This window comes from Peribacillus sp. Hz7 (genome assembly GCF_042136355.1).
GTDB lineage: Bacteria > Bacillota > Bacilli > Bacillales > DSM-1321 > Peribacillus > Peribacillus asahii_A.
This window is the reverse complement of record NZ_JBHHJV010000017.1, coordinates 1-13,202: the sequence shown is the minus strand read 5'-3', so window position 1 is coordinate 13,202 and position 13,202 is coordinate 1. Positions and strand designations below refer to the sequence as shown.

Annotated in this window: 16 protein-coding genes; 13 read left to right on the top strand and 3 right to left on the bottom strand. The window is 32.7% G+C overall.

The window, feature by feature from the left end; all coding sequences use genetic code 11:
* The first annotated feature begins 49 nt into the window (after positions 1-49).
* The 5 genes from ACE199_RS18060 (at position 50) to ACE199_RS18040 (ending at position 4,658) form a co-directional block, all read left to right on the top strand.
* The gene (locus tag ACE199_RS18060; protein ID WP_375351049.1) at positions 50-325 is read left to right on the top strand and encodes a hypothetical protein; all 276 of its coding nucleotides are present in this window, start codon (positions 50-52) and stop codon (positions 323-325) included.
* A 148-nt stretch (positions 326-473) separates the two neighbouring features.
* Positions 474-1,178 carry an SAM-dependent methyltransferase gene (locus ACE199_RS18055; protein ID WP_375351048.1) on the top strand — a complete coding sequence of 235 codons (705 nt, stop codon included), beginning with the start codon at positions 474-476 and terminating at the stop codon, positions 1,176-1,178.
* A 170-nt stretch (positions 1,179-1,348) separates the two neighbouring features.
* Positions 1,349-3,196: an ATP-binding protein gene (locus ACE199_RS18050; protein ID WP_375351047.1), complete on the top strand. Its 1,848-nt coding sequence runs from the start codon at positions 1,349-1,351 to the stop codon at positions 3,194-3,196.
* A 279-nt stretch (positions 3,197-3,475) separates the two neighbouring features.
* On the top strand, positions 3,476-4,087 hold the full coding sequence (locus ACE199_RS18045) for a hypothetical protein (RefSeq protein ID WP_375351046.1): 612 nt from the start codon (positions 3,476-3,478) through the stop codon (positions 4,085-4,087).
* 169 nt (positions 4,088-4,256) lie between these two features.
* Positions 4,257-4,658, top strand: coding sequence for a hypothetical protein (locus ACE199_RS18040; protein WP_375351045.1), 402 nt, complete (start codon positions 4,257-4,259; stop codon positions 4,656-4,658).
* 204 nt (positions 4,659-4,862) lie between these two features.
* Here ACE199_RS18040 and ACE199_RS18035 read toward each other — a convergent pair whose 3' ends face one another.
* Positions 4,863-5,321 carry a hypothetical protein gene (locus ACE199_RS18035; RefSeq protein ID WP_375351044.1) on the bottom strand — a complete coding sequence of 153 codons (459 nt, stop codon included), beginning with the start codon at positions 5,319-5,321 and terminating at the stop codon, positions 4,863-4,865.
* Between the two features lie 251 nt (positions 5,322-5,572).
* Between ACE199_RS18035 and ACE199_RS18030 the strand changes: the two genes are divergently transcribed.
* Positions 5,573-5,983, top strand: a complete 411-nt coding sequence (locus ACE199_RS18030; protein WP_375351043.1) for a hypothetical protein — start codon at positions 5,573-5,575, stop codon at positions 5,981-5,983.
* Positions 5,984-6,028: 45 nt separating this feature from the next.
* Here the strand turns inward: ACE199_RS18030 and ACE199_RS18025 are convergent, their stop codons facing one another.
* Positions 6,029-6,520 carry a hypothetical protein gene (locus tag ACE199_RS18025; protein ID WP_375351042.1) on the bottom strand — a complete coding sequence of 164 codons (492 nt, stop codon included), beginning with the start codon at positions 6,518-6,520 and terminating at the stop codon, positions 6,029-6,031.
* A 276-nt stretch (positions 6,521-6,796) separates the two neighbouring features.
* Between ACE199_RS18025 and ACE199_RS18020 the strand changes: the two genes are divergently transcribed.
* The 5 genes from ACE199_RS18020 (at position 6,797) to ACE199_RS18000 (ending at position 11,186) form a co-directional block, all read left to right on the top strand.
* Positions 6,797-7,336: an RNA polymerase sigma factor gene (locus ACE199_RS18020; protein WP_375351041.1), complete on the top strand. Its 540-nt coding sequence runs from the start codon at positions 6,797-6,799 to the stop codon at positions 7,334-7,336.
* Positions 7,326-8,237, top strand: a complete 912-nt coding sequence (gene spoIIP, locus ACE199_RS18015; RefSeq protein WP_375351040.1) for a stage II sporulation protein P — start codon at positions 7,326-7,328, stop codon at positions 8,235-8,237. The genes ACE199_RS18020 and spoIIP overlap by 11 nt, the downstream gene beginning before the upstream one ends.
* A 270-nt stretch (positions 8,238-8,507) precedes the next feature.
* A complete protein-coding gene (locus ACE199_RS18010) occupies positions 8,508-9,572 on the top strand; it encodes a PIN domain-containing protein (RefSeq protein ID WP_375351039.1) in 1,065 nt (354 codons plus the stop codon).
* 360 nt (positions 9,573-9,932) lie between these two features.
* Complete coding sequence (locus ACE199_RS18005; protein WP_375351038.1) at positions 9,933-10,448, top strand: hypothetical protein; 516 nt, start codon at positions 9,933-9,935, stop codon at positions 10,446-10,448.
* Positions 10,449-10,580: 132 nt separating this feature from the next.
* The gene (locus tag ACE199_RS18000; RefSeq protein WP_375351037.1) at positions 10,581-11,186 is read left to right on the top strand and encodes a hypothetical protein; all 606 of its coding nucleotides are present in this window, start codon (positions 10,581-10,583) and stop codon (positions 11,184-11,186) included.
* A 426-nt stretch (positions 11,187-11,612) separates the two neighbouring features.
* Here ACE199_RS18000 and ACE199_RS17995 read toward each other — a convergent pair whose 3' ends face one another.
* Positions 11,613-12,125, bottom strand: coding sequence for a hypothetical protein (locus ACE199_RS17995; RefSeq protein ID WP_375351036.1), 513 nt, complete (start codon positions 12,123-12,125; stop codon positions 11,613-11,615).
* Positions 12,126-12,363: 238 nt separating this feature from the next.
* Between ACE199_RS17995 and ACE199_RS17990 the strand changes: the two genes are divergently transcribed.
* Entirely contained in the window at positions 12,364-12,864 is a 501-nt protein-coding gene (locus ACE199_RS17990; RefSeq protein ID WP_375351035.1) for a hypothetical protein, read from the top strand.
* The gene (locus ACE199_RS17985) at positions 12,818-13,171 is read left to right on the top strand and encodes a YoqH family protein (RefSeq protein WP_375351034.1); all 354 of its coding nucleotides are present in this window, start codon (positions 12,818-12,820) and stop codon (positions 13,169-13,171) included. Before ACE199_RS17990 ends, ACE199_RS17985 begins: the two co-directional genes overlap by 47 nt.
* Positions 13,172-13,202 lie beyond the last annotated feature (31 nt).

Below are 13,202 nucleotides of genomic sequence, written 5' to 3'. Positions count from 1 at the left end.
TAGTGGAACAAGGATTTTTATGAATAAAAAATGTGGAAGGGTGATTTTGTTGGCTTATAATTTCCTGAAAGTTGGAGTAGGTCTTCAAGTATTGTTCTTTATTTTATTTTTTGGGGCTATCTTACCAAAAATAAATAATGTATTAGGTGCAATTATTTGTTTATTTGTCGGTTTATTAAGTTTATTCATTGGCATACGATCGTTTAAGCAACAAAAGTCAATCCTGCCCATTGTAGTTATCATTATTTCAGTTCTTATTTTGATTTTTACAATTTTTGCTTACTTTTTAGGGGAAGCAGGATATCCACCATTGATATTGCAATAAAATTTTATTAATTAGTGAATTCCTTATACAAAGAATTCAGTTGTTCTTATTCAAGTAGAGAAGTGGGTTAATGGAACAAGAAAAAAGGTTATTATTACTAATTATTTGTGATAATATGAACGTAATCTTTTAGAAGAGGTGAGTTTAGTTGAGTAGAGTTGAGCAGAGTACAAAGTTAGATTTAGAACGAATTGTTTTTATTGGTAGAACCTTTAGAGAGTATTTGGATATGTTCTCGCTTTCAGTGAAAGAACTACAAGGAAAGAAAATACTTGATTGTCCAGCAGGAGCTTGTTCATTTACTGCTATTGGTAACAAATCAGGTTTAGATGTAACAGCTTGCGATATTGCCTATTATCATTCGAGCGAGGATTTAAAAAATAAAGGTCTTCGGGATATTGAACACGCGATGGAGCATATGCAAAAAGCCCAAAACAATTATAAATGGGATTATTTTAATGATATAGAAGGTCTCAGAAAGCATCGTTTAAGCGCCTTACAAGATTGTGCTAACGACATGAGGGAATTCAGTGAAAGATACATTCCCGTCACTTTACCTTTTTTACCGTTTAAAAATGCAGAATTTGATATTCTTCTCTCTGCACATTTTCTATTTATGTATGCGGATAGATTAGATTATCAATTTCACATCGAAACGTTAAATGAGTTATTGAGGGTTACGAAAGAAGAAGTCCGTATTTTTCCTTTAGTTGATTTAGAGGGAAAAAGATATGAGCATTTAGATAAATTAATAAATTATCTGGCTGATAGTGGCTGTACAGTTGAAGAAGTGAAAGTACCGTATGAATTTCAAATAAATGCTAACTCAATGTTGAAAATAAAAAAAGGTTAGTAAAAAGGGACTTTGTATCGCAAAGGTGCTTAATAAAAATAAGGAAAATCACTTGAATGAGTGATTTTTTTTATTTGCTTAAATGATTTTATGTTTTCGTGTAGAATTAGTAGCATACATAATTGAAAATGAATAAAGCCAAAGTGCTTAAATGAAGAGAGGTGCCATAATTGGATAGAGAAGAACTATTAGATTTAATTAAGGATATACAATCGTTTAAGAGCGAATTTGATCACGTTGAACTGAAAGCTGGTCATAAAGGTGCACCAAAAGTTCTGGACACACTATCTTCTTTCAGCAATAAAGTTGGAGGCGGCATTATTTTCTTTGGGATTGATGAAAATGAAGATTACGACACTGTTGGCGTATATGATATTGAGGACTTACAAAAACAGATAATGAATCAGACGAAACAGATGCAGCCCGAGGTTAGGGCAGAATTTATTCCGTTAGACATAGAGGGGAAATTTGTACTTGCCGTAGTTGTCCCAGAATGTCCTGCGGATTTAAAACCATGCTTTATAAATACAAAAGGGATGCGCAAAGGTTCGTATATTCGAGTGGCAGATTCCGATGAACTCATGAATGATTACGAAATCTATAACTTGGTTGTATCGCGAGGACAGGCAAAGGAAGATAAAGCCTTGGTTTTCGATGCTACACTTGAAGATCTAGATCATGAAGCGATTAAGAAGTTAATTGAAAAAGTAAAGATTGCAAAGCCCAAACTTTATCGGCTGATAAAAGATATTCCATATGAACATAAACTCAAAAAGTTAAATTTAGTTGAACAGGATGGAGAACGTTTCATTCCTACTTTAGCTGGACTTCTTGTTTTTGGCTTGTATCCGCAGCAATATTTCCCTTCACTTGTAGTAACCTTTTTAGTCCTTCCACACAAAGAGATGGGGATACTTGGACCGAAAGGCGAACGATTTTTAGATAATAAAAAAATTGAGGGGAATATTCCTGAAATAATTGATGAAGTAGAAACCCTTATTTTGCGTAATATGAAACAAAAGACAATTATTCAAGGTTTAAGCCGTTTAGACATTTGGGAATATCCAGAAGACGCAATACGGGAAGCGGTAAGAAATGCAGTCATTCATCGTGATTATAGTGAGTTAATGCAATCTAACTACATTCAAGTACGAATGTTCCCTGATAGAATTGAGATTGAAAGCCCAGGAACATTGTATGGCGATGTAACAATTAACAATCTAGTAACTAGTTCAAAAGCGAGAAATAGCGTCATCATTACATTATTGGAAGATCTTAAAGTTATTGAAAATCGTGGTTCAGGGATTGATACAATGATTCACACAATGAAAACGGCTCACCTTGAACCCCCACAGTTCAAGGAAACGCGAAATAGTTTTATTGTTACATTTAAAAACCATAATTTTATTGATGATGAAGCGATTCAATGGTTAAACTCAATTAGTGATATATCAATGAATGACCGCCAAGTAGCAGCTCTTGTTTATACCCGAAATAACGGTCGAATTACCAATAGGGAGTATCAAGAGTTGAATAGCATCGATAGTGTAACTGCGACGAAGGAATTAAAATATTTACTTCAAGACGGGCTTATTATACAAAATGGTACAAGAGGTGGTGCTTTTTATACATTAGCTATAAAAAGTCAACAGAATGCAGAGAACTCCGTACCTAACGAAGAGAACTCCGTATCTAACGAGGGGAACTCCGTACTTAACGAAGAGAACTCCGTACCTAACGAGGAGAACTCCGTACTTAATGAGCAAGAATTGTTGGAAATATCGGAAGTGGCACGGAAAAAACAAAGGTTGAATCCTTTGCAAATGAATGATTTGATATTAAGGCTTTGTGAAATAAAGCCTTTGACACTAAAAGAATTAAGTGAATTGTTAAATAGGAAACCTGATCCACTTCAAAAAAAGTATCTTTCAAAATTAGTTAAAGAAGAGAAACTAAAATTATTATATCCAGATCAAATTAATCATCCCAAACAAGCGTATATGAGAGTAAGGGGATAAGGTATTTATAACATGAAGGTTAAAATTTTCTTTAGTATTATTTACTTAACTTATTAAGATAAAAGGGGCGTTTCTACAATAAGTGGAGACGCTTTTTTATCAACAGTGCAGATTACTTTAACAAGGGATTGTGGGCTTTGTGGTAAAATAAGGGGAAAATGATTGTTTGCGGGACTTTTAGCGGGGGATTATAACTGTTATTTTTTATAATGTTGGGTTATTTATTCTAGAATTATTAAAATAAAAAGAAGAAAAAAATGCGAAGGGGGGATGTAGTTTTTGAAAAAAATAAGTGTAATAACGAATCAAGTTAAGTTTGCAATTTTGTTTATGATAATTGTTATCTTTTTTTTGAATTATTCAGCTAATAATAGTTATGCTTGTTCATGTGTTCAGCCCGATTCTGTAAAAGAAGAATTGGAGCGTAATTCAGCAGTTTTCTCAGGGAAAGTTGTTGAAATTGTAGACGAGAACAAAAATAAGTCAATGCAATCTTCTGCTGACTCCATTGCTATTCTGTTTGAAGTGGAAGAAACGTGGAAGGGTCTAGATCAAACACAGGTTATTGTTTATACAGAAAGAAGTTCAGCCAGTTGTGGCTATGAATTTACTTTACATAAAGAATATTTGGTATATGCACATGAGATTGATGGAGCACTTAGAGTGAGTTTATGTTCAAGAACCACTTCTTTATCGACAGCTAAAAAGGATCTTGATGAATTAGGGAAAGGTAAAAAACCAACTGAACAAGTATCAATTGATTCAGATGTTAGTATGGTTGAAGACCAGATATCCTCTAAAGACTCAGTAAATAATCAGATATATATTATTTTGCTAATTGTAATCTTATTATTGATTGTTGTATATATTACACGACGTAATAAGAAATGATAATGATTTTTCTTTTCCTAACGGGGTGGGAAGTTGAAGGCTAAGGCTGTTATTATGGTAGCCTTTTCTTATTGGACCAACGTTGAAGGATTTTTAAATAAGGAGCAGAATATTTACCCGCAGAAGACATATCAAATGAAAAAATTTTTAGGCTAAAAGGGGTAAATAAATGAAAAAAATTTTAGTTGTAACAACGGTTATGATAATAGGAGTTGTAAGTTATATACTTGCACAAGATGGATTTGATATTAAGGTGAAAAATCAAACAAATAAAGAAATATCAGGTTTATATTTAACCTATGATAATATTAAATCGGGTATTAAGATCCCTTTAATTGCATCAGGTAAAGATTATAAATTCAACGTAAATCCAATTGAGGATTCAGCTAAGGATTTCGATGAGGGCGCAATGAAACTTCAGTATAAGGATAACGAAGGGAATTTACACACAGAATATGTTATTGGATATTTTGAAAAAGGCTATTCTGGAGATGCTGTAATAACTATAAAATCTATTGATGTAAATGGAAAACTTGACATAGAAATCAAAGATAATACATCTTTATATTGAAATGTGTAGTTCTTCATTATTGAAAGAAAATCAGTATTAAAATCATTTGTTATGCTAACGGGATGCTTTACTTCAGCAAGGAATAAGGCTATGTTCTTATTCAAGTAACGGGCAGTATTCCTGTAATGAATAGTTTAGCCTTCAAAGTGAACGAAATAAAAAATAAAATCCTTAATACCTGATATATTAAGGAGAATTGTGCTATTAGTTTTCTTTTATTTTTTCTAAAGGAAATTCTTTTATGATATCTATACCATCTAAAACTATTAAGGTAGAGTCAAAAGCTAATTTTTCGATGTCTTTCAAGTCTGTTTTATGTTTAATTTTGTATTCAAGGTGAAAAGAACCTTCATCCCCAGGAGCAATAAATCCATCGCTTCCACCACCTATTGAAATCATCTTTATGTACTTGCTGCTGTTATCCATTTCCATTTTAGATGCTAACTTTTTATTGGGTCTTATTACTACTTCAAGCCCTAAAGGGTTATGTCCTGGATAATCAAAATGACTTTTAAATGGGGCAGTACCTGTATTTTTTAATTTAATATCATAACGAAGAATATTCTCCGCTTGTATAATTGTGGTTTCAATGTTTGATAGCGCTAACTGATTTGCCCCATCGAATCCAGTTAGAAGAAAGAATGAAATAATTAAAATGAACAATGGTAACTTTCTGATGATTATACATTCCTTTCTGTACAGTATGTCTCTCTTTCTTAGTTTTTTCGTTTCTGTTGAAATTATTCAATTAAAGGAGTGCGAGGCTTGGATACAGGCATCACTCTTCTTATTCAACAAATGTTTCAGAATAGTTTAGAAAAAAGGTAATAACACAATAATTTAATAATTGAAATAAAAAGGTTGATATACTCAAAGAAATGTTTCCTTAAAGTCTTTGAAAAGGAGGTTTTATGATGAATCTAAAATGGTCAATATGGATCTTGAAATTAATATGGATTGTAGGGTTAGTTGGATTAATACTTACGGGTTATCATTTTGAACAATATACACAACAAAACACTAACAAAACTTTTAATGTATTGCCTCTATATTGGTTTTACTCAATTGTCCCTTTTTTATTTGGCGCTTACATTTCCCTACTTTTCGTAAAAAAGTGGTCGTTTAAAATAAACAAACCATTATTGCTGTGCGTGACCGCCCCTTGTTTTATCATTTCATTTTATCTGCCTACGGTATCCACCTTTTTCGCCAATGCAACATTTTTGCCTAATGCTTTTTGGGTATTTGAATTGAATTCTTTTGGAATCGTATCAATGGTGGCTGGATTAACTCTAATCGTGGGTTTATTCAACAATGTAGGTTAATAAATCAATGAAGAAGACCACAAATAGGTCTTCTTCATTGATTTATTATTCAGCAGTGAATATAAATCTTTCTTTTAATGGTCTGCCTTCGCTTCCTTTTTGAGTCCAAACAATTTCTACTTCTAATTCAGTCGCTTTTTCAGCCAAAGCAAAATTGTGAAATTGATAAGGGATTCCATCATTTAATTGTCTTGCTAAAGAAATTGATCTTTCAAAGTGGTCTTTATTGCAATCCTTTTCATTAGGACAGCCAAATAGTGCATATTTCGTTGTAGAATTAGGTTCATTTCTAAACATATGAATTTCCGCAGATAAGACATCTTTACCAATGTTATCAACCTTTAAAGAATAAGTATGGAAGATTCCTTTCTTTGATTTTATTAGCCCTTTACCTTGTTTAGCCTCGTCTACTTGAACTGACCACTGCTTGGTTGTCCGTTTTGTCGGTAATTTATCAAATGTTAAAGCTGCTGTCTCTAAAGTTGTAGAGGATATGAATAAAAGAGATAGCAGACATATTGCAAATACTTTGTTCATTATCACATTTCCCTCCTAGTCTTAGTTGGACATATTTTTCCCGAATTAGCATGAATTATTCTGTTCTTGATGGATGGTTAAAGTAAGAGGACTTATTAAACTAAAGTAACAGCATAGTTTTGAACTATTGGGTTGTGATTGCTGAACAATGGTAATCGTCATTTCTTAGAAGATTCGGGCTGGTTATTCGTGGTCATCAAAATAATATTAAATTCTTGTAACTTTTCCTAATGCTCAAACGATTAATATATGAATACAGAATTGAGGGGGGATTTTTTGTTTGATCTAGAGAACGCAGAAGACAGGATTAGTGAAATTTACCGCCACTATTATTTGGATGTATATAGGTTCCTTATTTGTTTTTCGGGAAATCAAAATGATGCAGAGGATTTGACACAAGAAGTGTTTATTCGTGTCTTGAATAGCTTATCTAACCTTAACAGAGTAAACAATTTAAAAACCTGGATATTTTCCATTGCAAAACATATAGCTATCGACCATTATCGAAGGAAAAAATTTATCTCTGTCTTCAAGGAGGGATTCTTTAAACAGATAGTATCAACAGAGAAGGAACCAAGTGAATTAATTGAACAAAATGAAATAAAAAGAATTATTCACATGGCTATCTCAAAATTAAAACCAAATTTTAGGGCTGTGCTAATACTGAGAGGAATAAACGAATTTTCAATAAAAGAAACTTCGGAAATTCTTCAATGTAGTGAATCCAAAGTTAAAGTAGATTATCACAGAGCTTTAAAAGAACTTAAAAAGAAATTAAATATAGAGGTAGAGGAGATACTTGGAAATGCAAAATAATAAAGATTTGTTTGACCTAATTAAAAAAGCGTATCCTCTTAATCCAAGGGCAGATTTTGTTTCAAATACAGAAGCTAAACTTAGACAAGCCGCAAGAAAGTTAAATAGAACAAGAAACCTTAAACGGTTGTCAGTTGTTTCTAGTGGATTAATTTTATGTGTTATAGTAATTTTATCGATTTTGTCTTTTAGTGGCAAAGGGGGGATAAATAATACTCAGTCCTCTCCTAATGAAATCAACTCTTCATCCGCAGCCAACAAACAAAAACCACTCATTTTTATTTATCATTCACATAATCATGAATCATTTATTCCAGAAATTGAGGTCAAAGAATCAAAGGATGCTTCTCACGAATCAAAGAATATTACATTAGTGGGAGAAAGACTTAGTCAGAAATTAAAGGAAAAAAACATTAACAATGTCCGAGATCACAGAGATATTATGGGGATTTTAGAGAAGAAAGAACTGCCTTTTAATTACTCATATTCAGTTTCAAGAGAATCGTTAAAAGATACTTTGGGGAATAATAACAGCATTAGAATGGTATTTGATATACACAGGAATTCAGAAAAGAGAAATGCTACAACCATAAAAATAAAAGGAACGGATTATGCAAGGATTGAATTTGTTATATCCCGTTCAAGTAAAAATTACGATAAAAATATGAAATTTGCAAAACTCCTTCACAATAAAATAGAGGAAAAATACCCTGATCTATCAAGAGGGATAGTTATTAAATCAAAATCAAATTTAAATGAACAAAGTACCTACAATCAAGACCTCTTTGATAACTCAGCCCTTTTATACATTGGTGGAGTTGAAAATTCATTAGAAGAAGAGTATAGAACCGCAGATGCTTTTGCTGAGATTATTGAAGAAATACTTCATTTAGAAAAATAACTATTACAAAACCTCATAATGGAACCGCCATGTAAGAATGTAATTGTCTTATGTATTCTCTGGTGAAGCATAGTTAAAAGGATAGCTTACTTGGATAAAGAAGAGCATTTTTTCTCCAATAAAACGGGTAGCGTTTCTACAACAAGTGGAGAAGATTTTCTTATTGTGTTAAAGGGCAGGTTAGTTCGACAAGAAGGCATGGTTTATGTAGGTCATCTTCTAATATGATAAAATTTAATAGATTTCTATTATTATATGGGAGATGCTCACATGTTACATGTTTTTTTAGACTCCAATGTCTGCTTTACCGATCCCTTTATGGAGAAAAATATCAATAACCGTTTGCTTATTGAACTGGCTGAAAAACAGCTCATCACCTTGTACATGTCTGAAGTGGTGAAAAAGGAAGTTATTAATAACTTTGAAAAAGAGCTTACCAAGCAGTTTGAAGAAATCCAAAAATACGAAAGTAAAATCAAAAAACTGCTACGCGATTATGACCGCCCTCCAATCGAGTGGACCAATACAGTACAAGAATATGTACATAAGCTTGAAAATCATATAGAAGAACTTGAGGATTACGGGTATCTTGAAATTTTAGAATTTGATAATAATATGCTACCAGAACTTGTGGAACGCTCTCTTAAGAGAAAAAAGCCTTTCACCGAAAAAAAGCAGGAGTTTCGTGATGCGATTATTTGGTTTTCCTATGTCCAATATGTAAAACCAAGAGTTGGACGATTGGGACCTTGCTATTTTATTACAAATAATACTGATGATTTTACCTTAAACGGAGAAATTCATCCTGATTTACAAGATGACTCAACAAACTTTATTTTCTATAAAAATGCTCAGGAATTCATTCAAAATTGTCCTGAAGTCAAAGAGCTTCAAAAGGTACTGGCACTCGTTAACTGGGTAGAGGAAGAAGATTTCGAGAGGCATCCTAATGAAATCGTTGATTTGATTGCTTGGCAGAACACGATCGATAAGGTATTTGATGAGTGCTGGGATTATGTGTACAATAACTCTCATCGCATTCCTGTTGATTATGAAACTTATGACCGAGTCAAATTGGAAGCCACCGATATAACCTTAAAACATGGCAATAATGTAAAAGTAGAAGTTGTATTAGACCATGTAATCATTAACGGTTATTTTGTTGCCGAAACCGAATTTGAAGTGAGTCAGTATAACCCATGCTGGGAACCAGGCGATGATGACTTTTTCTATCTTGGAACGGACACGATTGATTTAAAAATTGATTTTACCCTTACCATTAATCAGGATAAAAAAATTCAGGATTTTGAGATCAATTATATTGAACAGGATTGAGGTAGCTTTTTTAACTACCTCTTTTTAAGATACAAGAAATTCCAAGGGTTTCTTGGTTTAAGTAAGTCATTTGGCTCTTTAAGTTAAGAATAGATTTATTTAACTAATTTTATCTTATTGAATTACCATGAAAATAAACTTCTGTAACTTCGAAAAAGACAATACCAAAGAAGGTCCTTCTCATTCGTTTAAAAAATGGAGATAACCACAATTCATCAATCTATGGATTGACTGGATTAAGAACCAGTATGGACAGTTCACTATATTTTCATTTTCTGTGGTGCAGCGATGATTTTTCCGCTACATGGATGGCTAACGGGGGCATTCCTTAAATAATAATCCAATACAGGGAGAACGTGTATGAAAGAAGTAATTATTTCTGAATTAGGCAAGTTAGTGGGATTAAAATTACAGGATGCAGGAAGAGCATCTAACCTATTTTGGTTGGGGTTTGGCGATATAATTCAAATTGTTAGAAGAGGAAAAACCCAAGAATCAGCAGAATACGCGCTACATATTCAATGTTCGTGGAGAATTACCTTGAATAACAAAATTGTTATAGCTTCACGGGATTTCTATTCTCCAAGTTCGGAATGGGATGGAGACATTGAGGACTTCGATTGGGATATTCATGGTAACAATAGATTTGATGAACGAATTAAAACTTTTATAAAGAACAAAGGGCAACTTAAGGTAAAGAAAATTGAAGCCGATGAGGTTAGTGGAATAAAGATCTTTTTATCAGATGGTTATAAATTAGAAGCATTTCCTGATAGTTCGGAAGACGATGAACAAAGTGAACACTGGAGGTTCTTTAATCGAAAAGATAATAGTCCTCATTTTGTTGCTACTGGAATGGGAATCGAAAAGGTTTGAACTTCAACATTGTGAAGAAATGTACAGAAAGTAACGGGAGGTTAGTAAAATGGGTATTAATTACATAATATACCTCTTTATGTTAAATTAAGAGTGATGATAATTCTTAACTTTTTAAAAGAGGAGGACCAAATGAAGCGAAACCCCCGTCCAACAGACCATTATGATAAACAGCTTCTCCCTATTGACGAACAAATTTGTGCTTTATTAAAGCAAAGAAAAGACCTTTCAAACAATAATCCAGGTATTCCATCTGATGATGTTATCTCTAACTGGGCTGCAAAATACGAACTCTATGAAGACTACTTATATAACTTATTTGGGACAATGAGATATGAGAGCATCTTTAAGGCTCGTATTGAACCGACTGGATTTAGAAAGCATCTACCTGTATTAAAATCTATTGAAATTGGTGATCGTTTCTTTTCGGTTACTGTTATTCAACAGTATGAGAATGCTAGTGTTATACAACTTCATATTGATTGGGATGGTACAACAGATTTGCCAATAGACTTGCATAATAGAAAGAATAATCATTTTTTTGAATTGGATTTAGGGGAACAATATGATTGTCGGCAGGACGGAGGAAGAGGCTCAACAGGGCATTATACATGTAATTTCATTGTTTCACCACCGTTACCCGACGATATTTCAGGGCTTGACTTAGTATTTAAAGAATATAGTGAAGCCTTAAAGGAAAAGCCAACAGGTCTTGAAATTGTTATGCATTTAGATTAACTTCACTAACGGGTGCGATTCTTGAATAAACAAGATTGCTTTTTCTTTATTCAAGTAACAATGCAGTTTAATGTATTTGGATTAGTCTTTTGTGGTGAAGTTAGTAAGATGAGGGAGCAGAATGAATACATTTAATTGGGTTGTTTTTCTATGGCAACTGTTTTTAGTCTTTTCAGTCATTACCTTCCTTTACGGTATATTAAAAAATTCTTGGATTTCACTGTTAATGAGTTTTATAACATTTCTGCCAATAGCCTATTACTTTAATGGGGTAAATAATGGTTGGAGATTGATTGCACTAATACCTATATTTTTATTGTTTTTGACCTTTGTTTTTAGGAAAAAGTCGAATATTAAAAAGTAGTTTGTTATTTAAGTAATGTGGGCTTTACTTCAAGAAGAGGTAAAGCTTTTTGCTATCCGATTTTAATAAATAGAATTTGCGATTTCTACTAATAATTCTGGTGTTACTACGTTCGAAACATTGGGATGCACACTTATAAGATACTTCCATTTATTTTGCTCAAAATAAAAATAATTCCGCCATTTCGTGGTGAAATAATGGGCTGCACTACCATCCTTCAATATAAAAGTTTGAGTTGTATAATTCCATTGTAATTCAGATTTTTTAGGGAAAATGGTTATTCTATAAGGAGAAGCATTTTGATTTAAATATTCAATCTCAAGACTGCTGTTTTTTGGATCTTTATTTTGATTAAACCTTCCTAAAACATGAGTAAATGGAAGGGGAGGTATCTGTACGGGTAATGCAATTTCATTTTTAAAATAAATATTACTCTTTTTTATGGCATCATAAACGGATTGATAACCTAAATCAAACATAGCTTTTTGTGTTTCATCATGATCAAAGTTTGCATATGTTGGTGGAGCGATGGATAAGCTCAGTGCACCAATGAGAAACATTTTAATAATTTTCATAATTACAATCATCCTTTAGTAAAAAACATAATAAAGCTCTTTTTAATATTTTTATAATCACCTAAACGTAATATTTCATTCATTTCAATACTTATTCAATTAAAGGAGTGCGATGTTTGAATACGGGCGTCGCTTTTTTATTCAATAAATGAGGCAGTCTAGTGGGATGAAGAGATAGGATCAAATACATAAGAAGCCCTTTTGAAGACATCTTAAAGATAGAGGTGATGACAAACAGATGAAATACGGGATTTCTGTATATTTCATGCTTATTTTTTTAACATTTACCACCAGTAGTGCTAATGTTGAGGCACATAGATTATCTAATAAATGCGAACAAAAAATACAGAGAAATTATGTGAAATATAATAATAAGATGTTTAAAGATGTATTAAACTCTTACAGAGATTTGAACAAAGAAAACGACAATGATAATATAATATATTTTACATCTCAGGGCTTGTTCGATATCAAAGTTTTACTGGGGAAAAGAGAAAAACAACTTGATAGCTTATATAAATATTTCGAAGGCGGTAGCAGGGGGGATAGACGTCTTTATTTTTTCAATGGAGACCCGAATCTTTCCTATCTTTTGTATAAAGACACATCAAGTCGAAATGTGATGGTAAAACTTAAGAGAACGGATAAAGGATGGATAAAAATTGATAAAGATGTGAAGGCGGGAAAAAAGATTGAATTTATTAATCCAAAGTGTGCAGACGAAAAAGCTCATTTTTAGCATTGTTATGGTCTTTATTTTTGCTATTCTTCCTTCCAAAACATATTCAGAAAACGTATTTGAAAAGCTTCCACCTTGTTCAACGGTACTTGAACCAACTAAAGGCATATCTGATAACGCTAAAGGAGTAGCACTAATTTATAATATCGAAAGAGCATTTAATGATAAAAGAACAAGTCTTAGTGTTCATGCTTTGCATTTACCTAAGCCTTCTTCTGTTTTTGTCAATATTGATTTGAGCCAGAGCGATCACTTCAAAAGCGAGCCACTTCATTCTGAGTTATTTCCATATTTAGGGGAGGATTAGGAGTTTAGGGTATCTGGCCCGAGGGGCCAGA

Coding starts and splice junctions, on each gene's coding strand:
- ACE199_RS18030 (WP_375351043.1), top strand. CDS start 5,573: ATGAATCTAAAATGGTCAATATGGATCTTGAAATTAATATGGATTGTA.
- ACE199_RS18005 (WP_375351038.1), top strand. CDS start 9,933: ATGAAAGAAGTAATTATTTCTGAATTAGGCAAGTTAGTGGGATTAAAA.
- ACE199_RS17995 (WP_375351036.1), bottom strand. CDS start 12,125: ATGAAAATTATTAAAATGTTTCTCATTGGTGCACTGAGCTTATCCATC.
- ACE199_RS18000 (WP_375351037.1), top strand. CDS start 10,581: ATGAAGCGAAACCCCCGTCCAACAGACCATTATGATAAACAGCTTCTC.
- ACE199_RS18040 (WP_375351045.1), top strand. CDS start 4,257: ATGAAAAAAATTTTAGTTGTAACAACGGTTATGATAATAGGAGTTGTA.
- ACE199_RS18025 (WP_375351042.1), bottom strand. CDS start 6,520: ATGAACAAAGTATTTGCAATATGTCTGCTATCTCTTTTATTCATATCC.
- ACE199_RS17990 (WP_375351035.1), top strand. CDS start 12,364: ATGAAATACGGGATTTCTGTATATTTCATGCTTATTTTTTTAACATTT.
- spoIIP (WP_375351040.1), top strand. CDS start 7,326: ATGCAAAATAATAAAGATTTGTTTGACCTAATTAAAAAAGCGTATCCT.
- ACE199_RS18010 (WP_375351039.1), top strand. CDS start 8,508: ATGTTACATGTTTTTTTAGACTCCAATGTCTGCTTTACCGATCCCTTT.